The following is a 23,971-nucleotide window of genomic DNA, read 5'->3' on the forward strand; positions in this document are numbered from 1 at the left end:
ACGTCGCTTGCGCTCGCAATGACGGTTGTGGATGCTAGCATTGTGCAACCCAGGGGCCGAACGAAGCCCCGTCGTTCAGAAGGGGAGGCGAACCATGACGAATTCCGACCATTCGCGGCGCACCATCATCAAGGGCATCGGCGTTGCAACGGCAGCCGGTGTGCTCGGCGAAGCGCCGGCGCGGGTCGCAAGCGCAGTTCCGGCCGAAGGCGAAATCTGGAGCAGCGAATACTGGGCGAAGAAGGGCGACATCCCCCTGTGGATGTTCCGCAAGCGGATCGGTGCGCCGAAGCAAGGCGAGCCGCCGCGGCCCGTGGTGTTCTTCGTCCACGGCTCGTCGGTGACATCAAGGGTGTTCGACCTCACGGTGCCGGGTAAAGGCGAGTATTCGCTGCTCAATGTCTTTGCGCGCTACGGCTTCGATTGCTGGACCATGGACCACGAGAATTACGGCAAGTCGGGCCGCACCTCGGGTAATGCGGATATCGCAAGCGGCGTCGAGGATCTGAAGGCCGCGGTCGAGGTGATCGCCCGCGAGACCGGCGAGAGGCGATATCACTTCATCGGCGAATCCTCCGGTGCGCTGCGGGCCGGCGCCTTCGCGATGGCGGCGCCCGAGCGGATCGACCGGCTGGTGTTCGCCGCCTTCACCTACAAGGGCGAGGGCTCGCCGACGCTGGCAAAGCGCGCCGAGCAGCTCGCCTATTACCGCAGCCACAACATGCGCAAGCGCGACCGCGACATGATCCGCTCGATCGCGACCCGCGACAGGCCCGGCACGTCGGATCCCGCGGTGATGGAGGTGCTGGCCGATGTCGAGATGCAGTTCGGCGACCAGATCCCGACCGGCACCTATCTCGACATGACCGCCAATCTGCCGGTGGTGCATCCGGAGAAGGTGCCGGCGCCGGTGCTGCTGGTCCGCGGCGAATATGACGGGATCGCGGCGGTCCCCGACCTCGAGGAGTTCTTCAACAGACTGCCCAATGGCGACCGGCAGTTCATCATCCTGCCCGGCACGGCACATTCGGTGGCGCTGGCCACCAATCGCGAGCTGTTCTGGCATGTGACACGGGCATTTCTGACCATGCCGACGCCGATCGTGACCTGAGGCACCCTGCGGCAGGACGCCGCAACAAGAATCTGCGCGGCGATGTCGGGAGCCGGCCATGCGGTTCGTCCTCGGGGCACAACCCCGAGAAAAGGAGCCGTTCATGGCCAAGCCGACAATGATCTTCGTCAACCTGCCGGTCAGCAACCTCGCCCGCGCGACTGCCTTCTATGAGGCGATCGGGGCGACGAAAAATCCGCAATTCTCGGATGACACCGCCTCCGGCATGGTGATCTCCGACACCATCCACGTCATGTTGCTGACCCACGACAAGTTCCGGCAGTTCACGCCGAAGACAATCGCCGATGCCCGGACCACGAGCGAGGTGCTGATCTGCCTGTCCGCCGAGAGCCGCGACGCAGTCGACGGCTATGTCGCCAAAGCCAAGGGCGCCGGCGGTACTGCCGATCCGTCGCCGCAGCAGGATTACGGCTTCATGTACGGTCGCAGCTTCGAGGATCCCGACGGTCACATCTGGGAAGTGATGTGGATGGACGTCGAGGCCGCGATGAAGGCGCAGTCCGCCGCGGTCACCGCCTGAGCGCGCGCCGACAAGGAGCTCATCGATGTCAAAAGTGTCACCCTGCCTGTGGTTCGACGGCGAGGCCGAGGAGGCCGCGAACTTCTACGTCTCGCTGTTGCCGGACTCCCGCATTGACAAGATCCAGAACAACATCATCGACGGTCCGGCCGGAAAGGCCGGCACCGTGCTGGTGGTCGAGTTCACGCTGGCCGGTCAGCGCTTCATGGCGCTGAACGGCGGGATGCGGATGGAATACACCCATGCGATCTCGTTCTCGATCGACTGTGTCGATCAGGCCGAGGTCGATCGGCTCTGGGCCGCGTTGCTCGCTGGTGGCGGCAAGGAGGATCAGTGCGGCTGGCTGCGCGACCGCTTCGGCGTGTCCTGGCAGATCGTGCCGCGCCAGCTTCACAGCTATATCGGCGGCGCCGATGCGGCCGGCGCTGCGCGCGCGATGCAGGCGATGCTCGGGATGATCAAGCTCGACGTCGAAGGCCTGCGCCGCGCCTATGAAGGCAAGGCGGCGGCTTAACCTTCTCCCTCGCCCTGCTCTTGCGGGGAGAGGGTTGGGGTGAGGGGCCCATCCGCGATAACGGTGACAAGTGCGTTCGCGGAGGTTCCCCCTCACCCGAAATTCGAGCGACGCTCGAATTTCGACCTCTCCCCGCAAGCGGGGCGAGGTGGGCGCGCACCCTAATAATTGATCCTCAGTCCCACGCCGCCGTGAACCGTGTTGCCGACCGGCTGCGGCCCGGCGGTGCCGTTGACGAACAGGTCGGCGATCCAGCCCTTGGTGATGCGGAAGCCGACGCGGCCGCCATATTCGAACCAGCCCTGGTTGCCCATCGTTGGCACGATGGTGCCGTCGCCGGTGACGGTGGCGACGATGCCCGAATGGGTGGCGAAGGATTGCACCCAGCCGCCATTGATGTTGGTTTCGATGTTCGATCCGAACAGATGCGTCCACTGGCCGCCGATCTTCACCAGGCTGGTGCGATCGGTGCCGTCGGCGATCGTTGCATCGAACGGATTGAAGGCGACAGCGGGATCGCTGTAGCCCTTGACCCGCTGCCACAACTGCCAAACCTCGACCGAAGCCGCGAGCTCATCACGCGCCGACAGCCGGTTGATCCAGCCTGCGCGGCCGTAGACGCCGTAATTCTCGCTCGAGGTCTGGCTGGTGATGGACACCGGGCCGAGGCTCGTCGCGTAGTTGCGGGTGTAGCGTACCTTCTCGGACGGCGAGAGGATGGTGCCGACGTCGAAGAACGGCCGCGACGAGCCCCAGTCGACGAAGTCGTAGCGCAACGCGAAGGCGCCGATCGGCGCGCTGGTGACGTTGTAGCCGCCCTCGCCATATTGCGTGTAGGCGATGCCGGCGAGCAGCGACAGGTTCGGCGTGATGGTCTTGCGGCCGTGGATGCCCGCCGAGAACGAGCCGGCCGAGCCGAAGGCGCTGATGCAGTCATTGCAATTGACCTGCTCGTTGACGCCGAGCAGCACCGTGCCGAGCACGCGGTTGGTGATCATCTGGTTGAAGCGCTGGTCGGCGAGGCCGTTGATCGAACCGCCGCTCGACGGCGCGCCGGTGATCGGCGTCGGGGTTGGTGTCGGCGTTGGGGATGGCGTCGGCGTTGGGGTAGGAGTTGGAGTGGGCGTAGGCGACGGCGTCGGCGTTGGTGTCGGAGTAGGCGTCGGTGTGGGGGTCGAATTGCAGTTCGGCGACGCCGCCAGCGTGCTTTCGGGAATTGAAGTACAGTTCGGCGTTGGAGTCTGCGCCTGGGCCGGCGCAGCCAGCGCCTGCAGCATTGCAAGCGACAGCGCCGTCGTCAGAGCGACCGACAGAACCAACTGATGCATGCGCCGTATCATGCTCAGCGTCCGCACAGCATGCCGGTGGGGTCGTCGTCGACCGGCGGCGTCACCGGCGTCGCATCGGCGAACTGGGTGACGGTGCAGAGCCCGGCCGCCTGGCTGCAGGTCGCGGCAAAGGTCCAGGGCGGATTGTTGGTCTTCTGGATCGTGGTGTGGCCGCCGCTCGAGGTGATGATCGCAGTGTCGCCCGGCTGGGTCAGATCGATGCACTGCCGGTTCGACGTGCACACCGTCGATGCGCCCTCCTGCAACACCACCGTGGTCTTGCCGCGTTGTGACAGGATATCGAGCACAGTGCCGCGAACGCCGATGGTCGCAAGCGGTGTCGTGATCCTGTAGGCGGCCTTGTCGGAGTGGCCGGTGACGAAGCGGAACGCGCCCGATGTCAGGCGGATTGCGACATCGCGGTAATGATGCTCGTCGTCGAACACGGCGCGGTCGAGCTTGAGCGAGGCATTCGGACCGAGCGAAAGGTTGGTGCTGTCAGCCATCACCAGCCGCGCGGCGCTTTCGAGACCGGTGCGCACCGTCTCATCGCGCAGCAGTGCGTCGCCGACATTGATCGGCGTGGTCGCGGCCGCAACACGAAGGACCTCGTTCTTCACCATGGCAGCTTCGCCGACGCGCGTCTGCGCGCGAGCGGGATGCGCCGTCAGTGCGGCGACAAGACCGAGCGCAAGAATGGAAAGAAAGCTGTGAGGCAAATTCATTGCAATACCGATCGACCAACCCTGTCATCGTATCGGATCGCCCCTGCAGCTGATATTGTATAATTGTCACAAGCTCTGCTGAGTTGAAGCGGTGCTGATGAATTCGAGGACGTTCAAGGAGCGGGTATGAGAGTGAGTTCTGATCACATTCGTCACATACGTCACACGCACCGGCGTAGCTCACACTTCGCTCACACTCGTTCCCCTCGCACCGTGCTCACGTTTTGAACATCGCATCCGAATCTCCCTCTGTTCTGCGTGGTCCCGTCGCGCGCACGGCGATTGTTGCGGCCATCATCTTCATCGTCGCCCATGTCGTGCTGCTGCTCGGGATCACGGCGCCGGACAAGCTCTATTTCGATGAGGTGCACTACGTGCCGGCGGCGCGGCAGATGCTGCTGCAGGTAGTCGAGGGTCCGATCCTCAACCCGATGCATCCGCCGCTTGCCAAGGAGATCATCGCCCTCTCGATCAAGGCATTTGGCGACGTGCCGCTCGGATGGCGCTATCCCGCGGCGCTGTTCGGCGCGCTGGCGCTGGTCGCCATCTATCTCGGCGGGCTCGGGCTGTTCGCGTCGCAGGAACGCGCCATCGCGGCGGTGCTGCTCGCCTTCTTCAACCAGATGCTGTTCGTGCAGTCGCGGATCGCGATGCTGGATATTTTCGTGCTCGCCTTCTGTCTGTTTGCGATCGCGGCCTTCATCCACGGCTTCGGGCAACAGCGGCCGCAACTCGCCTTCGCGCTGACGGGGTTAGCAGCGGGGTTGGCGTGCGCCTGCAAATGGAGCGGGCTGTTCGTGCTCGCGACCTGCATCGCGATCGTCGCGGTGATCCGCCTGATGCAGAGCTGGCGCACGCGCTTTGCCGATGCCGATGCGGAGGACTGGTACCGGCCCGATTTGTGGCCGGATTTCCGTCTCCCTCACTTCATCGTCTGTTTCGTGCTGATTCCGTTGATCGTCTATCTCGCGACCTTCGTGCCGCTCTACGGCCTCTCGTTCTCCGGCCTCATCGAGGCGCAGCGCCGCATCTTTGCCGACAACACCACGACGGCGATTGCAGGCCACACCTATATGAGCTCGTGGCCGTCCTGGCCGTTCCTCGTGCGTCCGGTCTGGTATCTGTTCGAGAAGGTCGGCGACGACGCCTTCGCGGCGATCGTGTTCCTCGGCAACCCGCTGGTGCTGTGGCCGGCCTTGATCGCGCTGATCGTGGCGCTGCGCGACTGGATCGTCAGGCGCCGCCGCGATGCGTTTCTGGTGCTTGCGTTCTACCTCGGCCCGTATCTCGCCTGGGCACTGCTGCCGCGCACGCTCGGCTTCATCTATTACTATCTGCCGGCAGCGTGCACCGCGAGCTTCGTGCTGGTCTACGCGTTGACGCGCAAGGGGGCGCCGCGCTGGCTGTTGTGGGCTTTCGTGGCGGCCGGATGCGCCGGCTTCATCGCGATGCTGCCGGTCACGGTCGCCGCGATCGGGACGTCGATGGCGACCTTCAACCGGCTGATGCTGTTCCAGAGCTGGATCTGAAACGCTCGGGGACAAAACGATCCGCCTGCCAGGTTTGGCAGGCGGATCGAGGCTGCGGGAGGTTATTTCGACGCGGTCTTGGTATCCATATTGACGACCTGCACCCGGCGATTGGTCGGGTCCATCGGCGCGTTCGGATCCTTCGGCCGGGTCTTGCCGTAGCCGACGGTCACGAGATCCGAGCCGTTGAGGCCGTAACGCTCGACCAGATACTTCTTGATGGTGTCGGCGCGGCGCTCCGACAGGTCCTGGTTATAGGCTTCGCCGCCGATCGCATCGGTGTGGCCGGCGACGACGAAGGTCGAGCCCTTCATGCTGGCATCCGACAGCGCCTTGCCGAGCTCCTGCACCGCCTGGGTCGAGCCCTTGGCAATCTCCGCCGAGTTGTAGTCGAAGTGAATTTCCAGATCGATCTTCGGCTTGGTGGCGGCGATGTCGGCGATTTCCTGGCGTTCGCCGAGTGACAGCGAGCGGGTCTGCCGGTTGCGAACGGTGTTGAGGAAGCTCGCCTCCTTGGCCGAAGCGGCCGGGTCGACCTGCGTATCGGCCGAGAGGCCGCGGGTGGCCGACTTCGGCTTCAGCGCATTGAGGATCTGGGCGGCCGGAACGGTGTCGCTGCCGGCCAGTGCCACGCCCGCCGTCATCGACAGCGCAGCGGCGATTGCCAAAAGAGACAAGGAAAGAGAGCGGGTCATGGGTTTCGTCCTTAAATATGCGGCCAGCCAAATTTGGCTTGCTGTCGTTTTGATGCCGAGAACCTAGGACCGGTTCAAAACCCGGTATGTGACATAAGTCACAGTTGGATGTGCAGGACCTGGCTTGTGCCAGCCAGGGCAGCGGAGAGGGTGAGCACCATGGCCCAAATCAATCGCGTCCTCCGCTCGATCAATGACGAGCATGCCGCGCGCTGCGTCGATATCTTCCTTCGCCCTGAAGGGACCACCGGCTTCGAAGAATACCGGCGGGACGTCGAAGACATCAGCGGCTGGTTTCCGGTTGGCGGTCATGCGTCCCGGGTGTTTCAAGAGGAGAGCGCCGCACTCGAGGCAGCGATGCGGGACGTTCCCTGGTTGCGGCGGGTCGTCGGATCGGCGTAGCCGGTCCTGCTCGCCCGCAAACACCGAAGCCTGCATGATTGTGCGCGAGCAGATTTCCGTCGCCCGGCTCTCCACAGCGGCGCGAATCTCACTACATTGCTGGCGCAATGCCCCGCGCCGAAGAACCCCTTTCGCTGAACAATGCCGCCGCCCGCCATATCTGGCTGCGCGCGCAGCGGCTCGATACCCAAGCGCCGTTCGGGCAGGGGGCTTCAGCCGTGGCGGCCGCCGTCGACCACCTCGGCTATGTGCAGATCGACACCATCAACGTGATCGAGCGCTGCCATCACCACATCCTGTTCACCCGGATTCCAGACTATCGCCGCGCCGACCTCAAGCAGGCGCAGAGCACCGACAAGAGCGTGTTCGAATACTGGACGCACGCGCTGTCCTACATTCCGTCCAAGGACATCGGAATCTTCCTGCCGGCGATGAAGGCGCACAAGCGCGACGGCCACAAATGGTTCGCATCGGTGACGCCGGCCGATACGCGCAAGGTGTTGCGGCTGTTGCGGGCCGGTCCGCTGACCATTCGCGACATCGAAGACGACGTGCTGACCGAGAAGGAGCATCTCTGGCAGAGCCGAAAACCCTCCAAGCGTGCGCTGCAGCTCGCCTTCTATGGCGGCGTGGTCACGATCAGCGAGCGCGCCGGCATGCTGAAGACCTATGAGCTGATGAGCAGGCACTTCGGCTGGGACAAGCCGCCGAAGCCGGCCCCGGTCTCGGCCAGAACAGCCTATCTGCTCGACCGCGCGCTGCGCTCGCAGGGCATCGTCAGCCTGGATTCGATCTGCCATCTGGACGCGCCGAGCAAGAAGGCGGTGCGCAGCCTGATCGAGGCGAGGGTGCGCCGCAAGGAATTGGTCCGGATCGCGCTCGACGGCGCCGGCAAGCAGGAGCATTGGGCGCGCCCCGAGGTGCTGGAGCAGACCGGCGAGGGGGATCCCGCCCTGGTCCACATCCTGTCGCCGTTCGATCCCCTGATCATCCAGCGCAAGCGCACCGAGCTGTTCTTCGGCTATGGCCACCGCTTCGAGGCCTATGTGCCGAAGCAGAAGCGTCTGTTCGGCTATTTCGCGCTGCCCGTGCTGGTCGGCGACGACATCGTCGCCGCCCTCGACCTCAAGACCAACCGCCAGAACAAGAAACTCCTGATGCAGAAATGGAGCTGGGTCGGCAACGGCAAGAAACAGGCGTCGCGCAAGGAGCTCAAGCGCCGCATCGAGGAGGAGCTCGACCGCTTCGAGCGCTTTCAGCTGGCCGAATAAGTCCAGCTCGATCCGTCGTCACCCGCCGCCGGCCGCCGCGTCGGTTCCCGTTTGACGCTGTGTGCTATGAGTTTTTGCCATTGCTCAATGCGGAGCCAGCCAATAATCCTCTGGGCAAGCAACACCCTGGGGGAACTGATGAGCCAGACCGCAACCATTGCGCCAAGCACCGGCGCCCGCAGCGAGATCGAGACGACGACGATCCGCGCGATTTCCTGGCGGCTGATTCCGTTCCTGATCCTAGCCTACTTCTTCTCCTATCTCGACCGCGTCAATCTCGGCTTCGCCGCGCTCACCATGAACGCGGAGCTGAAATTCTCGCCGGTGGTGTTCTCGTTCGGGGCCGGCATCTTCTTCATCGGCTATTTCATCTTCGAGGTGCCGAGCAACCTCGCGCTGGAGAGGTTCGGTGCCAGCAAGTGGATCGCCCGCATCATGGTGAGCTGGGGCATTCTCTCGGCCCTGATGGCGGCGGTCTATGACGAGCACAGCTTCTACGCGCTGCGCTTCTTCCTCGGCGTTGCCGAGGCCGGCTTCTTCCCCGGCATCATCCTCTATCTCACCTACTGGTTTCCGGCCGAATACCGTGCCCGCTTCCTCGCCGCCTTCGCGCTCGCAGTTCCGATCTCCACCGTGATCGGCGCGCCAATCTCCGGCCTGCTGCTCGGGCTGGACGGCGTCATGGGGATGCAGGGCTGGCAGTGGCTGTTCATCATCGAGGGCGTGCCCTCGGTGCTGCTTGGTATCGTCACCTGGTTCTATCTCACCGACCGGCCGGAGAAGGCCGATTGGCTCTCGGCCGAACAGAAGGCGTGGCTGAAGGCGAAGCTCGACGCCGAGGTCGCGGCCAAGCAGGCGGCGAAGCATTTCAGGCTCGGCGAGGCGCTGTCTTCGCCGAGGGTGCTGGCGCTCAGCGCGATCTATTTCGGCTTCGTCGCCTCGCTCTACGGCATGCAGTTCTGGCTGCCGCAGATCGTCAAGGCGTTCGGTCTGACCAATGCGCAGACCGGCTTCGTCACCGCGATCCCCTATGCATTCGGCGCCGCCGCGATGATCCTGTGGGCGCGGCATTCGGATGCCACGCGCGAGCGTGTGTTCCATGTCGGCGCGCCGCTGTTGCTGACGGCGCTGGCGCTCGGGGTCTCCAGCTACATCACCGATCCGACCATGACCATGGTGGTGCTGACCGTCGCCGCGATCGGCGTGTTCTGCACCTTCGCGGTGTTCTGGACGCTGCCGACCGCCTGGCTGTCCGGCACCGCCGCCGCCGGCGCGATCGCGCTGATCAACTCGATCGGCAACCTCGCTGGTTTCGGCGGGCCCTATCTGATCGGCTGGGTCAAGGAGGCCACCGGCAGCACATCGACCGGCCTGCTGGTGCTGTCGCTGTTGCCACTCGCGGCGGGCCTCTTGGTTTTCCTCGGCAGCCACGAGACCAAGACCGAGTTCGCCGACGCGAAGTAAGGATAACGCCAGCGTAGCCGAGCCTTCGCCGCAAACATAGCTGTCATCGCCCGGCTTGACCGGGCGATCCAGTACGCCGCGGCGTCTCGTTTCAGGTACGACTGTCTCTGGAATACTGGATCGCCCGCTTTCTCGGGCGATGACAGTTTTGGGCGCAGCGATCGCCCTAGCCCGGATGGAGCGCAGCGCAATCCGGGGACTGTCCCTCGATTCGCGAGATCCCGGATTTCGCTGCGCTTCATCCGGGCTTCTGTAACGGGCCTTTGTAAGTCAATCCCTTTTTGCGTGATCCACTCGCCGGGCACTTGCTTCTGTACGGGATCGGCGCGAAGGCCGTCGCCTGATGGGGTGCATTGAGGAGCCGGCCGGCCAATCTACGGAAGCGTGGTTGTGAGCCACTTCCCGGATGGCGGCCTGACCGGATCCATCGTCCCGGCGCAGGGACCTCGCTCAGGGAGAGCCTGGTGTCGTGGCCCGCCCAGAACCGATTGCTGCTCCTTGCTTAGGTTGCCGAGGCCTTGGCCATCGGGTTGAACGGTTTGGCGTCGGCGAGCATGCGATGCAGAACGACGGCGAGCTTGCGTGCGAGCGCCACCTTGGCCTTGCGCAGGCCTGCGCGCCGGGCGATCCGCATCGCCCAGCCTTTCAGCGCCGAGCAGTTCCTGACCGGCTTGGTCAGCATGACGTGAGCCGCCTGATAGAGCGCCTCGCGCACGGAGGCATCGCCGATCTTGCTGATGCGGCCGGTATAGTCGGTTTCGCCCGATTGGTACTTCTTCGGGGTGAGGCCAAAATGCGCTCCCGTCGCCTTCGAGGACCGGAAGCGCTTCGGGTCGTCGACCGCCGAGGCGTAGGTAAGCGCCACGATCGGGCCGACGGACGGTGTCGTCATCAGGAGGCGGGCTTGAGGGTGCGACCTGGCGAGCTTTTGGGTGTGCTTATCCAGGCCATTGAACTCGCGCCGCAGCACGGCGTGGGCTTCGAGCAGCGCCTGTGCCACGATCTCAAGTCCGGGATGGCCCGCTACGAGCTCCCGGATGCGTTCGGCGAACGTGCGCTCGGTGGTCGTGCCGACCTTCAGACCGAAGCCACGGAGCACGCCGCGCAGGCTGTTCTCGATGTCGCGCAGCTTGGACTGCAGCAGCTTGCGTGCCGTCAGAACCGCCCGCGTCTCCTGCGCTTCGATCGACTTGCAGTGCACCGGCCGGAACCAGCCCAGCCGCATCAGTTGCGCGATCCCGCGGGCATCGTTGCGGTCCGACTTCACCGGCATCGCCTTGAAGGCATCGCGGACGTGCCGCGTCTCCAACAGTTCGACTGCCAGGCCCGCATCCCGCATCGCTGCGTAGAGCCATTGCGACAGCGGACCAGCCTCCAGCCCGATCCGTTCCAGCACCAACCCCAGCGACCGCAACCAGGTGATCAAGGCCTCCGGCTCACTCGCAACCCTCGCCTCGCGCAAAATCTTACCTGTCCCATCGACAAGGCAGACGCTCGAGCATTCCAAAGACACGTCGATTCCTGCATAGTGGTACATGGTCGTCCCTTAATGATGCTTGGAGCGGGCTTGCCCGACTCCGTTTATTGACACCATCAGTTTGAGGGACGACCGCCTTCCAACCAACAGGCCGCTCGCGAGCGCGCTTCCAAATCGCGCCGTAGCGAGCGGGCGGCCGGCCCGTTACCCCATCTACGCATCTTGAGCTGCTGCCGGTTTGATGGACACCGAGATTAGGTGTTTCATGAAGCCGGAGGTGGCGATGAAAAGACGGAAGTTCAGCCGCGAGTTCAAGGTCGAGGCGGTCAAGCTGGTGCGGGAACGTGGGGTGTCGGTGGCGCAAGCTGGCCGTGACCTGGATGTTCATGAGAATGTTCTCCGCAAATGGGTGAAGGAGTTGGGCTCCGACCCGGCGCAAGCCTTTCCCGGCCACGGGCAGATGAAGCCGGAGCAGCAGGAGATCGAGCGGCTGCGCCGTGAGGTCGCCAAGCTGAAGGCCGAGCGGGATATCCTAAAAAAGGCCGCAGCCTACTTCGCGAAGGAAGCGACATGAAGTTCGCCTTCGTCGCGAAGCACCGGACGATCTGGCCGGTGGCATGGCTATGCGATGCGCTGGGAGTGTCGCGGTCGGGCTTCCATGCCTGGCTGAACCGCTCTCCCAGCGCCAGATCCCGCAGCGACGAGGAGCTCGGCGGCAAGGTCAAGGCCAGCTTCGCCGCCAGCGACCGCACCTATGGCGCACGCCGGGTGTGGCGTGACCTGCTCGCCGACGGGGCGGATTGCGGCCTGCACCGGATTGAGCGGCTGATGCGCCTGCAAGGCTTGCGGGCGCGGCCGCGACGTCGGCGCTTACCGAAGGACAGCGGCGATCGACAGCTCGAGACCGTACCGGCGAACCTCCTTGACCGGCAGTTCGCCGCCGAGCGGCCGAACCAGAAGTGGATCGCCGACTTCACCTATCTCTGGACGGCCGAAGGCTGGCTCTATGTCGCAGCGGTGATCGACCTGTTCTCACGCCGCGTGGTGGGCTGGTCGATGAGTGCCGCCATGACGGCACAGCTCGTGACGGACGCATTGTTGATGGCCGTCTGGCGGCGCGGCAAGCCGGATGCGCTGTTGCATCACTCCGACCAGGGCAGCCAGTACACCAGCGAGCAGTTCCAGCGCCTGATGGCCGACCACGGCATCGTTTGCAGCATGAGCCGCTCCGGCAACGTCTGGGACAACGCGGCGATGGAGAGCTTCTTCTCCTCGCTCAAGACCGAGCGTACGGCCAACAAGATTTATCAAACCAGAGATGAGGCACGCGCCGATGTGTTCGACTACATCGAACGATTTTACAACACGACCCGCAGGCACTCGACCATCGGCTATCTCAGCCCGGTTGAGTTCGAGCGCAAGGTGGGATTAGCTTAAGCGGGTGTCCATCAAACCGGCAGCAGCTCATCTTCCACGTTCCAACTCCAACTCCAACTCCAACTCCAACTCCAACTCCAACTCCAACTCCAACTCCAACTCCAACTCCAACTCCAACTCGAACATCGCCGATCCCGCGCCCGACTCCGGCCCGTCCTCACGAATTGGTTATCGCTGACGAATATTGACATTTATCAGTGATAAATCGATACTCTTCATCAGTCGTCAGCCCGATGGAGATTCCCGATGTTCGCCCGTTCCATTTTCTCGAGCTATTACAGGCTCTTGACGGGAGCCACGTTGGCTTTTGCGGTGTTCGCGCTGACCGGCTGCAACGAAAAGGCGGCCGAAAAGGCCGATCCGGGACGCCCCGTTCTGGTGGCGACCGTCCATTACGAAGCCGAAACCCCTGAGCGCAGTTTTGTCGGCACGGTGAAGCCCCGTATCGAGGCCGATATGGGCTTTCGGGTTGCCGGCAAGGTGGCCAAGCGGCTGGTCGAGGTCGGACAGACAGTCGACGTCGATCAGCCCTTGGCCACCCTCGATGAGATCGACCTGAAGCTGCAGGCCGAGCAGGCCGAGGCCGAGTTCCGCGCCGCCACCGGCGTGCTGGCCCAGGCCGCAGCTGCCGAGCAGCGCGCCAAGGATCTGAAGGCCAAGGGCTGGACCACCGATGCGCAGCTCGATTCCGCCAAGGCTGCCGGCGACGAGGCCCGCGCCCGGCTCAACCGCGCCGAGCGTTCGGTCGAGCTGACCAAGAATTCTCTCTCCTATGCAACGCTGGTGGCCGACACCCGGGGTGTCGTCACAGCGACCATGATCGAGCCCGGCCAGGTGGTTGCCGCGGGCCAGGCATCGATCCGTGTCGCCCGACTTGGCGAGAAGGAAGCTGTCGTCGCGATCCCAGAGACGCTTCTTGCTCGTGCCAGGTCGGGCGTTGCCACGGTGACGCTGTGGTCGGATGCGAAGAAGACCTATGCCGCCAAGCTGCGCGAGGTCGCGCCGCAGGCCGATCCCGCCACCCGCACCTATCTCGCAAAATTCTCGCTGCCGGACGCCGACGAGGCCGTCTCGCTCGGCATGACCGCAACGCTGACGCTGGCCGACAAGGCGAGCGAGCGCGTGGCGAAGCTGCCGCTGTCGGCGCTGTACAGCCAGGGCGGCGATCCCTCGCTCTACATCGTCGACGACAAGGGCGAGGTCGCGCTGAAGCCGGTCAAGGTGAAGGCCTATGAGAGCAACAACGTCGTCATCTCTGATGGCGTCGACGAGGGCGCCAAGGTTGTCGCCCTCGGTGTGCAGAAACTCGATCCGACCCAGAAGGTGCGGGTCGTGTCGTCGCTGTCGTTCTAACCCTCGCAATATCAGCGCAAACGGTTCTGGGACTTGGTCTAGAACTTGGAGAGTTCGATGAAGCGCTTCAACCTTTCGGCCTGGGCGGTCAGCCATCCGACGCTGGTCCTGTTCCTGATGCTCGTGCTCGGCGTCGCCGGCTTCTTCTCCTACGAGAAGCTCGGCCGCGCCGAGGACCCGTTCTTCACCGTCAAGGTGGTGAACGTCTCGGTGATGTGGCCGGGCGCGACCTCGCAGGAAATGCAGATGCAGGTCGCCGATCCGATCGAGAAGAAGCTGCAGGAGCTGCCGTTCTTCGAGAAGGTGCAGACCTATTCCAAGCCGGGCTTCACGGCGATGCAGGTCACCTTCCGCGACTCGACCCCGCCGAAGGACGTGCCCTATCTGTTCTATCTCTTGCGCAAGAAGCTGGTCGACGTGCAGGGCCAGCTGCCGTCGGGCATCCTCGGCCCCGTCGTCAACGACGAATTCTCCGACGTCGATTCGATCCTCTACATGATGACCGGCGACGGCGCCGATTACGCGCAGCTCAAGAAGGTCGCCGAAGGCTTCCGCCAGCGCCTGCTGAAGGTGCCCGGCGTAACCAAGGTCGACCTCTACGGCACCCAGGACGAGCGCATCTATGTCGAGTTCTCGCATGCCAAGCTTGCGACGCTCGGCATCACGCCGCAGGCGCTGTTCGACTCGCTCGCCAAGCAGAACAACGTCACGCCGGCCGGCACCGTCGAGACCTCGTCGCAGCGCGTGCCGCTGCGCGTCACCGGCGCGCTTGACGGCGTCAAGGCGGTTGCCGAGACGCCGGTCGAGAGCAACGGCCGCGTGTTCCGGCTCGGCGATATAGCGACCGTCAGCCACGGCTATGTCGATCCGCCGAGCTTCACCGTGCGCCAGGAAGGCAAGCCCGCGCTCGGCATCGGCGTCGTCACCGCCAAGGGCGCCAACATCCTCGATCTCGGCAAGGAGGTCGAGAAGGCCACCGCCGACTTCATGAAGGCGGTGCCGCAGGGCGTCGAGGTCGAGCAGATCGCGGACCAGCCCAAGGTGGTCGAGCACGCCGTCGGCGAGTTCGTGCACTCCTTCGTCGAGGCGCTCGCGATCGTGCTGTTCGTCTCGTTCGTCGCGCTCGGCTGGCGCACCGGCATTGTGGTGGCGCTGTCGGTGCCGCTGGTGCTCGGCATCGTCTTCATCGTGATGAATGCGATGTCGCTCGATTTGCACCGCATCACGCTCGGCGCGCTGATCATCGCGCTCGGCCTCTTGGTCGATGACGCCATCATCGCGGTCGAGATGATGGTGGTGAAAATGGAGCAGGGCTGGGACCGCTTCAAGGCCGCATCCTTTGCCTGGGAATCTACTGCGTTTCCGATGCTCACGGGGACGCTGGTCACAGCCGCTGGCTTCCTCCCCATCGGCTTTGCCAATTCGGCGGTCGGCGAATATGCCGGCGGCATCTTCTGGATCGTGGCGATCTCGCTGGTCGCCTCCTGGTTCGTCGCGGTGATCTTCACGCCCTATATCGGCGTCAAGCTGCTGCCCAACATCAAGGTGCACCAGAACCACGATCCGCACGCGATCTACGAGACGCGGATGTATCGCGGCCTGCGCAGCGTGGTGCAGTGGTGCGTCGATCACCGCGTCAAGGTGGTGGTCGCGACCGTCGGCGTCTTTGTCGCCTCGATCGTCGCGTTCGGTCACGTCCAGCAGCAGTTCTTCCCGCTGTCGGAGCGGCCCGAACTGTTCCTGCAGCTCCGGCTGCCCGAGGGCACCGCCTTCGGCACCACCGAGAAGGCAGTCAAGAAGGCCGAGGGCTTGCTGAAGGACGACAAGGACATCGAGACCTACACCGCCTATGTCGGCCAGGGTTCGCCGCGCTTCTGGCTCGGCCTCAACCCGCAGCTGCCGAACGAGGCGTTTGCCGAGATCGTGATCCTCGCCAAGAACGTCGATGCGCGCGAGCGCGTCAAGGCGAAGCTCGAGCAGGCCGCCGCCGACGGCGCGCTGAACGAGGCGCGGGTCCGGGTCGACCGCTTCAACTTCGGTCCGCCGGTCGGCTTCCCGGTTCAGTTCCGCGTGATCGGGCCCGACGCCAACAAGGTGCGCGACATCGCCTACCAGGTGCGCGACGTCATGCGCCAGAACCCCAACGTCAAGGACGTCCAGCTCGACTGGAACGAGCAGTCGCCCTACCTGAAGCTCGCCGTCGACCAGGATCGGGCGCGGGCGCTCGGCCTCACCCCGCAGGAGGTCTCGCAGGCGCTGGCGATGCTGATCTCGGGCGCGCCGGTCACCACGATCCGCGACGGCATCGAAAAGGTCGGCGTGGTCGCCCGCGCGGTGCCGTCGGAGCGGCTCGATCTCGGCCGGGTCGGCGATCTCACCATCACGTCACGCAATGGTGTAGCCGTGCCGCTGCAGCAGATTGCCAAGATCGAGTACGCGCATGAGGAGCCGATCCTGTGGCGGCGCAACCGCGACATGGCGATCACCGTGCGGTCCGACGTCGTCGACGGCGTGCAGGCGCCCGACGTCACCAACCAGATCTCGCCGAAGCTGAAGGACATCCAGTCCCATCTCGAGCCGGCCTACCGGATCGAGCCCGGCGGCGCGTTCGAGGAATCGGCCAAGGGCAATGCGTCGATCTTCATCCTCTTCCCCGTGATGGTGATGGTGATGCTGACGCTCCTGATGATCCAGCTGCAGAGCTTCTCGCGTCTGTTCCTGGTGTTCCTGACCGCGCCGCTCGGCATCGTCGGCGCCTCGCTCGGGTTGAACGTCGCCAACCAGCCGTTCGGCTTCGTGGCGCTGCTCGGCCTGATCGCGCTCGCCGGCATGATCATGCGCAACGCGGTGATCCTGGTCGATCAGATCGAGAGCGATGTGTCCTCCGGCCTGACCCGGCGCGAGGCGATCGTCGAGGCCACCGTCCGGCGCGCCCGGCCGGTGGTGCTGACCGCGCTCGCCGCGATCCTCGCCATGATCCCGCTGTCGCGTTCGGCGTTCTGGGGCCCGATGGCGATCACCATCATGGGCGGTTTGTTTGTTGCGACTTTCCTGACCTTGCTGTATCTGCCGGGCCTTTACGCCCTCTGGTTCCGCAAGACCCTCGAGGAGAGCGGCCCTGAGCAAACCGATACTGCGCCGCAGCATGCAGGAAAGGGACAACTCGCATTTCCGCTTGCTGAGGCTGCCGAATAATTGAAGATTGAGCAGGCCAACATGACGCTGATCCAGGAACATAGCGAAACCGACACCCGCGAACGGATTCTCGTGGTGGCGGAGCGCTTGTTCCGGCAGATCGGCTACCAGAAGACCACGGTGGCCGACATCGCCAAAGAGCTGCGGATGAGCCCCGCCAACGTGTATCGCTTCTTCGATTCGAAGAAGTCGATCCACGAAGGCGTGGCGCGCGGCCTGATGGGCGAGGTCGAGATCGAGGCGCAGCGCATCGCGCGCTCGGAAGGGCCGGCCGCGCCGCGCTTGCGCCAGATGATGACGACCATCAATCGCATGAACACCGAACGTTATGTCGGTGATTCCAAGCTGCATGAGATGGTCGAGGTCGCGATGCAGGAGGACTGGGACGTCTGTGTCGCCCATATGGAGTGTATCGCCGCTATTATCGGCGAGGTGATCGCGCAGGGAGCCGCGTCGGGCGAGTTCGAGGCCCCGGACCTGCAACTCGCCTCGCTGTGCGCCTGCACCGCGATGATGCGCTTCTTCCACCCCCAGATGATCGCCCAATGTGCGACCAAGCCGGGCCCGACCATCGACCAGATGATCGATTTCGTGATCGCCGGCCTGTCGCCGCGCGTCCGCGCCAATTGAGCGCCAGCACTGACGTTTTCGTCAGTTGACTTCCTTGTCATTCCGGGGCGATGCGTAAGCATCGAACCCGGAATCTCGAGATTCCGGATCTGGTGCTCACGCACCATCCCGGAACGACGAGGCCCCACCGTGACCGCAAAAGACCTGCACTTCTACGAGCCGAAGAACGGCCACGGCCTGAAGCACGACCCGTTCAACGCCATCGTGGCGCCGCGGCCGATCGGCTGGATCTCCTCGCGCGACAAGGGCGGCAACGTCAACCTCGCGCCCTACAGCTTCTTCAACGCCTTCTGCTACGTGCCGCCGATCATCGGCTTCTCCTCAACCACCTGGAAGGACAGCGTCGCCAACATCCAGGACACCGGCGAGTTCGTCTGGAATCTGGCGACCATGGATCTGGCCAAGCACATGAACGCGACTGCGGCGCATGTCGCCCGCGACGTCGACGAGTTCAAGCTCGCAGGCCTCACGCCGGTCGCCGGCAAGCTCGTCAACGTGCCGCGCGTCGCCGAAAGCCCGGTGTCGTTCGAATGCAAGGTCAGCCAGATCGTCCAGCTCCAGGGCGCCGACGGCAAGAAGGCCGAGGCCTGGCTGACGCTCGGCGAGGTCGTCGCCGTCCACATCGACAAGGCCTTCATCAAGGACGGCGTCTATCAGACCGGTCTCGCGCACCCGATCGTTCGTGCCGGCCGCCGCGGCGACTATTTCGAGATCAAGCCGGAAAACATGTTCGAGATGATCCGGCCGGATTAAGTGCTGCTCTATCCTCTCCCTCTCCCGTTCTTCACGGGGAGAGGGCTTGGGTGAGGGGCCGTCTCCGCGAGCCGTGAGCGTCGTGAGACCTGTACCCCCTCACCCGGAACGCATCTGGCGATGCGTTCCGACCTCTTCCCGCAAGCCGGGAGAGGTAAGGAACGTCGCTCTCTGCGGTGCATTCGCACGCTCCGCGACGACGGCCCGGACCACAACAATGTGAAATTTCAGCTTGCAGTGATGAAAAACCGTCACTCGCAACCTCCAAGCGAGCAGTCTAACCTCCCGCGCGCCAGGCCGGATCAACGGCCGGCCAACAGAGTGGGAGGATGTGATGACACATCAAGAGCGGCGCGATCCGAACGTGTCACGTCGAACGCTTGTCCAGGGTTTGGCGGTTGGGGCAGCCGCCGTCGCAACCGGCGTCAATAGTGCGCTGGCCCAGAACGCCCCCGCGCCGGTCGGGCCGCCGACCACGATCACAACCCCGCCGCGCGACTTCAGTCCGCGCGGTGCGCCGACCACCTATTTCTGGGACCCCGACATTATCGCGGTCGATCCGTCCTTCAACGACCTCGCCCAGCCCAACACCTCGATCAAGCGGCTTCATACCGGTCTGTTGTGGGCGGAAGGCCCGGCCTGGAGCGCGCAGGGCCGCTATCTGCTGTGGAGCGACATCCCCAACAACCGGCAGATGCGCTGGTCGGAGGATGACGGCCATGTCAGCGTCTTCCGCACGCCGTCGAACTACTCGAACGGCAATTCGTTCGACTTCCAGGGCCGCCAGCTGTCCTGCGAGCATCTCACCCGCCGCGTAACGCGTTACGAGAATGACGGCACCGCGACGGTGCTCGCCGATTCCTATCAAGGCAAGCGGTTGAACTCGCCGAACGACGTCGTCGCGCATCCCGACGGCAGCTACTGGTTCACCGATCCGCCCTATGGCGGCCAGCTCTATGAGGGCGAGCCTGATGCCGCCGGCGGACCAGGCAATCCGGCCGGCAAGCTCAATCCGCGGATCGGCCAGCCGGCGGGCTTCGTGCCGGCCAAGCGCGAACTGCCGACCAATTGCTATCGCATCGATCCCTCCGGGCGTATCGATCTTGTGGTCAGCGAGGACCAGGTGCCGGATCCGAACGGTCTCTGCTTCTCGCCGGACTTCAAGAAGCTCTATGTGGTCTCGACCGGCAAGGGACCGGGCGACACCGGCCCCGGCGGCAACGGTGACGTCTTCGTGTTCGATGTCGGCGCCGACAACAAGCTCGCCAACGGCAAGCGGTTCAGCGATTTCACGATCGACGGCGTGAAGTGCGGACCGGACGGCATCCGCTGCGACGTCAACGGCAATGTCTGGTGCTCGAGCAATGCCGGCCGCGCGGTCGGCTACAGCGGCGTGACGGTATGGTCGCCGGAAGGTAAGCTGCTCGGCCGCATCCGGCTGCCCGAGGTCTGCGGCAACATCACCTTCGGCGGCCCCAAGCGCAATCGCCTGTTCATGGCCGCAAGCCAGTCGCTCTACGCGGTCTACACCGCGACCCAGGGCGCCGGGCCTGCCTAAAGTATCCGCGTAGGAAACTGCGCTCCCTCTCCCGCTTGCGGGGGAGGGCTGGGGTGGGGCTCTTTCCACGAGTCGCATTGTGGAGAGAGCCCCCACCCGCATCGCATCTTCGATGCGATGCGACCTCCCCCGCAAGCGGGAGAGGTGCAGGGAGTCTGCCGCGAGACCGATCGAACTTGGTTTCACCCGCCGGCGCCATCTCCCGCTACCTGATTGTCGTACCTCAGCTTTCGGAACTGAACGCGTGGCGTGCCGTTAACAAAACGGCGCCTTGGCCGCGTCAATTTCGCTTTATCTGCAAGGCGAAGTGTTCACCCGTGACCGGCACTTTCGGATAACATGGAGCATGATCCGAAAAAGTGGAGACCGGTTTTTCGAGAAGATCATGCTCCCAACATAAATCCTATCCGCGCCGCCGATCCATGAGGGCCCCACCATGAGCTTCCGCCGCGACTTCATCACCAAGCCGATCTTCTCCTGGGCGCGTGGCGTGCTGCCGACGATGTCGGACACCGAGCGCGAGGCACTGGAAGCCGGCGACATCTGGTGGGATGCCGATCTCTTCACCGGCAATCCCGATTGGTCGAAATTGCTGGCGTTCGCGCCGGCCAAACTGACCGACGAGGAGAACGCCTTCCTGCACGGTCCAGTCGACGAGCTCTGCGGGATGCTCGACGAGTGGAAGATCAACTGGGAATGGCGCGATCTGCCGCCCGAGGTCTGGGCCTTCATCAAGGCCAAGAAATTCTTCGGCATGATCATCCCGAAGGAATTCGGCGGGCTCGGCTTCTCGCCCTATGCGCATTCCGAAGTGGTGCGCAAGATCTCCTCGCGCTCGCTGACCGCGGCCGTCACCGTGATGGTGCCGAACTCGCTCGGGCCGGGCGAACTCCTGATGCGCTTCGGCACCAGGGAGCAGCAGGACAAATGGCTGCCGCGGCTGGCTTCCGGCCAGGACATTCCGTGCTTCGGCCTGACCAGCCCGGAGGCCGGCTCGGATGCCGCCTCGATGATCGACACCGGCATCATCTGCAAGGGCAATTTCGAGGGCAACGAGGTGCTGGGCTTGAGGCTGAACTGGCACAAGCGCTACATCACGCTCGGCCCGGTCTCAACGCTGCTCGGCCTCGCCTTCAAGGCCTATGATCCCGATCACCTGGTCGGCAGCGAGGAAGAGCTCGGCATCACCGTTGCGCTGATCCCGACCCATCTGCCCGGCGTCTCGATCGGCCAGCGCCATCTGCCGGCGATGCAGGTGTTCCAGAACGGCCCGAACTGGGGCCGCGATGTCTTCATCCCGCTCGACTACATCATCGGCGGTCAAGAGCGGCTCGGCCAAGGCTGGAAGATGCTGATGACGGCGCTCGCCGCCGGCCGCGGCATCTCGCTGCCGTCGCTGTCGGCCGCCGGCGCCGCCTACGCCGCGCGCACTACCGGCGCCTATGCCCGGATCCGCGAGCAGTTCGGCATCTCGATCTCGAAATTCGAGGGCATCGAGGAGCCGCTGGCGCGCATCGCCGGCACCGCCTATCTGCTCGACGCCGCGCGGCGGCTGACCTGCGCCGCATTGAACGAGGGGCATCATCCCGCCGTCATCTCCGGCATCATGAAGCTGCACGCCACCGAGCGGATGCGGATCGCGATCGACGACGCCATGGACATCCATGGCGGCAAGGCCGTGATCGACGGGCCGCAAAACTATCTCGGCGGGCTCTACCGATCGGTGCCGGTCGGCATCACGGTCGAGGGCGCCAATATCCTGACCCGCAATCTGATCGTGTTCGGGCAGGGCGCGATCCGTGCGCATCCTTATCTTTTGCAGGAGATGAACGCGCTCGGCGAGGCCGATCGCGACAAGGGCCTCACTGCGTTCGACGCCGCGTTCTGGAAGCATGTCGGCCACAGCTTTGCGACCATGTTCCGCGCCTGGGGCCGCAGCTGGAGCTTTGGTCTGTTCGCACCGGCGCCTGACGCCGGCGAGGCCACCGAATTCTATCGCCAGCTCTCGCGCTATTCGTCGGCGTTCGCGCTGTGCGCCGACATGGCGCTGCTGACGCTCGGCGGCGCGCTGAAGCGCAAGGAGATGCTCTCCGCGCGCTTCGGCGACATCCTGTCCGAACTGTACTTGCTCTCTGCCGCGCTAAAACGCTGGCAGGACGAGGGCCGGCAGGAGGAGGATCTTCCGGCGCTGCAATGGTGCATGGCGTCGGGCTTCAAGACCATCGAGAACCGCTTTGCGGAAATCCTCGCCAATTTGCCGAACCGCTTTGTCGGCTGGATGCTGAAATTCCTGATCCAGCCGTTCGGCGCTCGCGTCACCGGTCCGTCTGATCGTGTCGTGCATCTCTGTGCGCAGCTCGTGCTGTCGCCGTCGGCGGCGCGCGACCGCCTGACGCCCGACCTCGCCTTTGTCGAGGATGACGGCGGTATCGCGCGGCTGGAGAAGGCCTTCCGCCTCGTCACCGAGGCCGACGATGCGGCCAAGCAGCTGCGTGCGGCGCGGCTGCATGACTGGAAGGAGGGCGTCAAGAAGGGCGTCATCACCGAGGCCGACGGCGAGAAGCTCGCGGCCGCCCATGAGGCCGTCGCAAAAGTCATCGAGGTCGATGATTTTGCGCCGGAGGCGCTGTCCCCGATTTACAAGAAAACCGCCGACGTGCATCAGTTCTTCCAGGAGCTGGGTGAGCAGAGGGCGGCGAGCTGATGGCGCGGCAGGTCTTTATCGTCGACGGCAGCCGGACGCCGTTCCTGAAGGCGCGCTCCGGTCCCGGCCCGTTCACCCCGGTCGATCTCGCCGTGCAATGCGGCCGGCCGCTGCTGGCGCGACAGCCTTTCGCGCCCACCACCTTTGATCAAGTCATCCTCGGCTGCGTCAACGTGATCGCCGACGAGATGAACCCGGCGCGGGTCGCGGCGCTCCGGCTCGGCATGGGCGAGAAGATGGTCGCCTTCACGGTGCAGATCAATTGCGGCTCCGGCATGCAGTCGATCGACACCGGCTACCGCTATATCCGAGAGGGCATCTCCGATCTGATCCTCGCCGGCGGCGCCGAGGCGTTGAGCCACGCGCCGCTGGTCTGGCCCAATTCAGGCGTGCGCTGGTTTGCCGGCTTTGCCGGCGCCAAGGGCATCGGCGCCAAGATCGCCGCCGCGCTGAAGGTCAAGCCGAGCTACTTCAAGCCGATCATCGGCCTCGAGCGCGGGCTCACCGACCCGATCACCGAGCTCAACATGGGGCAGACCGCCGAGAAGGTCGGGCACCTCTTCGGCATCACCCGCGCCCAGTCCGACGCTTACGCCGCCGAGAGCCACCAGCGGCTGGCCAACGCGCAAAAGGAAGGCTTCCTCAAGGGCGAGGTCGAGACCGCATTCGCCCGCGACGGCAAGTTCTACGACCATGACGACGGTGTCCGCCCGGACTCCACAGCGGAGACGCTGGCGAAGCTGAAGCCGGTGTTCGAGCGTCCCTGGGGCCAGGTCACCGCCGGCAATTCCTCGCAGATCACGGACGGCGCCTCCTGGGTGATCCTGGCGTCCGAGGCGGCGGTGGCGAAGTATGGGCTGACGCCAAAGGCCGTCATTCTCGACAGCCAGTGGGCGGCGCTCGATCCCTCGATCATGGGCTTGGGTCCGGTGCTGTCGGCAACCGCGCTGCTCAAACGCAACGAGCTGACGTTGCAGGACGTCGAGACCTGGGAGTTGAACGAGGCCTTTGCGACCCAGGTGCTCGGCTGTCTCGCGGCCTGGAACGACGACAAATTCTGTCGCGAGATTTTGGGACTTGACGGCGCGGCCGGCGAGATCGACCGCGCCAAGCTGAACGTCGATGGCGGCGCGATCAGCCTCGGCCATCCCGTAGGCTGCAGCGGCAACCGCATCGTGCTGCATCTGGTCAATGCGATGAAGCGGCTCGGCACCAGGCGCGGCGTCGCCACCGAATGCATCGGTGGCGGGCAGGGCGGCGCGATGTTGATAGAGACGGTGTGAT

20 protein-coding genes are annotated in these 23,971 nt (G+C 64.5%); 16 read left to right on the top strand and 4 right to left on the bottom strand.

Going from position 1 to position 23,971, the window contains the following annotated elements; genetic code table 11:
- The first annotated feature begins 94 nt into the window (after positions 1-94).
- The 3 genes from WDM24_RS09705 to WDM24_RS09715 all read left to right on the top strand — a co-directional run bounded on the left by WDM24_RS09705 (position 95) and on the right by WDM24_RS09715 (position 2,166).
- Positions 95-1,111: an alpha/beta hydrolase gene (locus tag WDM24_RS09705; RefSeq protein ID WP_338831026.1), complete on the top strand. Its 1,017-nt coding sequence runs from the start codon at positions 95-97 to the stop codon at positions 1,109-1,111.
- 103 nt (positions 1,112-1,214) lie between these two features.
- Positions 1,215-1,652: a VOC family protein gene (locus tag WDM24_RS09710; RefSeq protein WP_166298762.1), complete on the top strand. Its 438-nt coding sequence runs from the start codon at positions 1,215-1,217 to the stop codon at positions 1,650-1,652.
- A gap of 25 nt (positions 1,653-1,677) precedes the next feature.
- Positions 1,678-2,166: a VOC family protein gene (locus tag WDM24_RS09715; protein WP_166298761.1), complete on the top strand. Its 489-nt coding sequence runs from the start codon at positions 1,678-1,680 to the stop codon at positions 2,164-2,166.
- 161 nt (positions 2,167-2,327) lie between these two features.
- Here WDM24_RS09715 and WDM24_RS09720 read toward each other — a convergent pair whose 3' ends face one another.
- On the bottom strand, positions 2,328-3,494 hold the full coding sequence (locus WDM24_RS09720; protein ID WP_338831027.1) for a hypothetical protein: 1,167 nt from the start codon (positions 3,492-3,494) through the stop codon (positions 2,328-2,330).
- A 14-nt stretch (positions 3,495-3,508) separates the two neighbouring features.
- Positions 3,509-4,219 carry a FecR family protein gene (locus WDM24_RS09725; protein ID WP_414645703.1) on the bottom strand — a complete coding sequence of 237 codons (711 nt, stop codon included), beginning with the start codon at positions 4,217-4,219 and terminating at the stop codon, positions 3,509-3,511.
- Between the two features lie 224 nt (positions 4,220-4,443).
- Here WDM24_RS09725 and WDM24_RS09730 point away from each other — a divergent pair, with 224 nt between their 5' ends.
- Positions 4,444-5,748, top strand: coding sequence for a phospholipid carrier-dependent glycosyltransferase (locus WDM24_RS09730; RefSeq protein WP_166298759.1), 1,305 nt, complete (start codon positions 4,444-4,446; stop codon positions 5,746-5,748).
- A 62-nt stretch (positions 5,749-5,810) separates the two neighbouring features.
- Here the strand turns inward: WDM24_RS09730 and WDM24_RS09735 are convergent, their stop codons facing one another.
- Positions 5,811-6,443, bottom strand: a complete 633-nt coding sequence (locus WDM24_RS09735) for an OmpA family protein (protein ID WP_338831028.1) — start codon at positions 6,441-6,443, stop codon at positions 5,811-5,813.
- 159 nt (positions 6,444-6,602) lie between these two features.
- Here WDM24_RS09735 and WDM24_RS09740 point away from each other — a divergent pair, with 159 nt between their 5' ends.
- The 3 genes from WDM24_RS09740 to WDM24_RS09750 all read left to right on the top strand — a co-directional run bounded on the left by WDM24_RS09740 (position 6,603) and on the right by WDM24_RS09750 (position 9,580).
- Positions 6,603-6,845 carry a hypothetical protein gene (locus tag WDM24_RS09740; protein WP_338697157.1) on the top strand — a complete coding sequence of 81 codons (243 nt, stop codon included), beginning with the start codon at positions 6,603-6,605 and terminating at the stop codon, positions 6,843-6,845.
- Positions 6,846-6,952: 107 nt separating this feature from the next.
- Positions 6,953-8,116, top strand: coding sequence for a winged helix-turn-helix domain-containing protein (locus WDM24_RS09745; RefSeq protein ID WP_338831029.1), 1,164 nt, complete (start codon positions 6,953-6,955; stop codon positions 8,114-8,116).
- A gap of 138 nt (positions 8,117-8,254) precedes the next feature.
- Positions 8,255-9,580, top strand: coding sequence for an MFS transporter (locus tag WDM24_RS09750; RefSeq protein ID WP_338831030.1), 1,326 nt, complete (start codon positions 8,255-8,257; stop codon positions 9,578-9,580).
- A gap of 502 nt (positions 9,581-10,082) precedes the next feature.
- Here WDM24_RS09750 and WDM24_RS09755 read toward each other — a convergent pair.
- The gene (locus WDM24_RS09755) at positions 10,083-11,117 is read right to left on the bottom strand and encodes an IS110 family transposase (RefSeq protein ID WP_166294930.1); all 1,035 of its coding nucleotides are present in this window, start codon (positions 11,115-11,117) and stop codon (positions 10,083-10,085) included.
- Between the two features lie 223 nt (positions 11,118-11,340).
- On the opposite strand from WDM24_RS09755, the gene WDM24_RS09760 reads away from it, so the two are divergent.
- From WDM24_RS09760 to WDM24_RS09800, 9 genes are all read left to right on the top strand, one after another.
- Positions 11,341-12,494, top strand: a protein-coding gene (locus WDM24_RS09760; RefSeq protein ID WP_338832275.1) for an IS3 family transposase whose coding sequence is annotated in 2 segments (ribosomal slippage) — positions 11,341-11,590 and positions 11,590-12,494 — 1,155 coding nt in all. Because the reading frame shifts where the segments join, the coding sequence is not laid out codon by codon here.
- A 4-nt stretch (positions 12,495-12,498) separates the two neighbouring features.
- Positions 12,499-12,672: a hypothetical protein gene (locus WDM24_RS09765; protein ID WP_338831031.1), complete on the top strand. Its 174-nt coding sequence runs from the start codon at positions 12,499-12,501 to the stop codon at positions 12,670-12,672.
- A 68-nt stretch (positions 12,673-12,740) separates the two neighbouring features.
- Entirely contained in the window at positions 12,741-13,847 is a 1,107-nt protein-coding gene (locus tag WDM24_RS09770; RefSeq protein WP_338831032.1) for an efflux RND transporter periplasmic adaptor subunit, read from the top strand.
- A 57-nt stretch (positions 13,848-13,904) separates the two neighbouring features.
- A complete protein-coding gene (locus tag WDM24_RS09775) occupies positions 13,905-17,042 on the top strand; it encodes an efflux RND transporter permease subunit (protein ID WP_338831033.1) in 3,138 nt (1,045 codons plus the stop codon).
- Between the two features lie 21 nt (positions 17,043-17,063).
- On the top strand, positions 17,064-17,672 hold the full coding sequence (locus tag WDM24_RS09780) for a TetR/AcrR family transcriptional regulator (RefSeq protein WP_338832359.1): 609 nt from the start codon (positions 17,064-17,066) through the stop codon (positions 17,670-17,672).
- Between the two features lie 129 nt (positions 17,673-17,801).
- Positions 17,802-18,425, top strand: coding sequence for a flavin reductase family protein (locus WDM24_RS09785; RefSeq protein WP_338831034.1), 624 nt, complete (start codon positions 17,802-17,804; stop codon positions 18,423-18,425).
- 334 nt (positions 18,426-18,759) lie between these two features.
- The gene (locus tag WDM24_RS09790; protein WP_338831035.1) at positions 18,760-19,983 is read left to right on the top strand and encodes an SMP-30/gluconolactonase/LRE family protein; all 1,224 of its coding nucleotides are present in this window, start codon (positions 18,760-18,762) and stop codon (positions 19,981-19,983) included.
- A gap of 436 nt (positions 19,984-20,419) precedes the next feature.
- Positions 20,420-22,687, top strand: a complete 2,268-nt coding sequence (locus WDM24_RS09795) for an acyl-CoA dehydrogenase (RefSeq protein WP_338831036.1) — start codon at positions 20,420-20,422, stop codon at positions 22,685-22,687.
- Positions 22,687-23,970: an acetyl-CoA C-acetyltransferase gene (locus tag WDM24_RS09800; protein ID WP_338831037.1), complete on the top strand. Its 1,284-nt coding sequence runs from the start codon at positions 22,687-22,689 to the stop codon at positions 23,968-23,970. Before WDM24_RS09795 ends, WDM24_RS09800 begins: the two co-directional genes overlap by 1 nt.
- Position 23,971: the final 1 nt, after the last annotated feature.

Source organism: Bradyrhizobium sp. 27S5 (assembly GCF_037217225.1).
In the GTDB taxonomy this organism is placed as follows: domain Bacteria; phylum Pseudomonadota; class Alphaproteobacteria; order Rhizobiales; family Xanthobacteraceae; genus Bradyrhizobium; species Bradyrhizobium septentrionale.

Bases quoted from the DNA above. Each gene is read 5' to 3' on its own strand.
- WDM24_RS09705 (WP_338831026.1), top strand. From the start codon at position 95: ATGACGAATTCCGACCATTCGCGGCGCACCATCATCAAGGGCATCGGC.
- WDM24_RS09710 (WP_166298762.1), top strand. From the start codon at position 1,215: ATGGCCAAGCCGACAATGATCTTCGTCAACCTGCCGGTCAGCAACCTC.
- WDM24_RS09715 (WP_166298761.1), top strand. From the start codon at position 1,678: ATGTCAAAAGTGTCACCCTGCCTGTGGTTCGACGGCGAGGCCGAGGAG.
- WDM24_RS09720 (WP_338831027.1), bottom strand. From the start codon at position 3,494: ATGCATCAGTTGGTTCTGTCGGTCGCTCTGACGACGGCGCTGTCGCTT.
- WDM24_RS09725 (WP_414645703.1), bottom strand. From the start codon at position 4,219: ATGAATTTGCCTCACAGCTTTCTTTCCATTCTTGCGCTCGGTCTTGTC.
- WDM24_RS09735 (WP_338831028.1), bottom strand. From the start codon at position 6,443: ATGACCCGCTCTCTTTCCTTGTCTCTTTTGGCAATCGCCGCTGCGCTG.
- WDM24_RS09740 (WP_338697157.1), top strand. From the start codon at position 6,603: ATGGCCCAAATCAATCGCGTCCTCCGCTCGATCAATGACGAGCATGCC.
- WDM24_RS09745 (WP_338831029.1), top strand. From the start codon at position 6,953: ATGCCCCGCGCCGAAGAACCCCTTTCGCTGAACAATGCCGCCGCCCGC.
- WDM24_RS09750 (WP_338831030.1), top strand. From the start codon at position 8,255: ATGAGCCAGACCGCAACCATTGCGCCAAGCACCGGCGCCCGCAGCGAG.
- WDM24_RS09755 (WP_166294930.1), bottom strand. From the start codon at position 11,117: ATGTACCACTATGCAGGAATCGACGTGTCTTTGGAATGCTCGAGCGTC.
- WDM24_RS09770 (WP_338831032.1), top strand. From the start codon at position 12,741: ATGTTCGCCCGTTCCATTTTCTCGAGCTATTACAGGCTCTTGACGGGA.
- WDM24_RS09775 (WP_338831033.1), top strand. From the start codon at position 13,905: ATGAAGCGCTTCAACCTTTCGGCCTGGGCGGTCAGCCATCCGACGCTG.
- WDM24_RS09780 (WP_338832359.1), top strand. From the start codon at position 17,064: ATGACGCTGATCCAGGAACATAGCGAAACCGACACCCGCGAACGGATT.
- WDM24_RS09790 (WP_338831035.1), top strand. From the start codon at position 18,760: ATGACACATCAAGAGCGGCGCGATCCGAACGTGTCACGTCGAACGCTT.
- WDM24_RS09795 (WP_338831036.1), top strand. From the start codon at position 20,420: ATGAGCTTCCGCCGCGACTTCATCACCAAGCCGATCTTCTCCTGGGCG.
- WDM24_RS09800 (WP_338831037.1), top strand. From the start codon at position 22,687: ATGGCGCGGCAGGTCTTTATCGTCGACGGCAGCCGGACGCCGTTCCTG.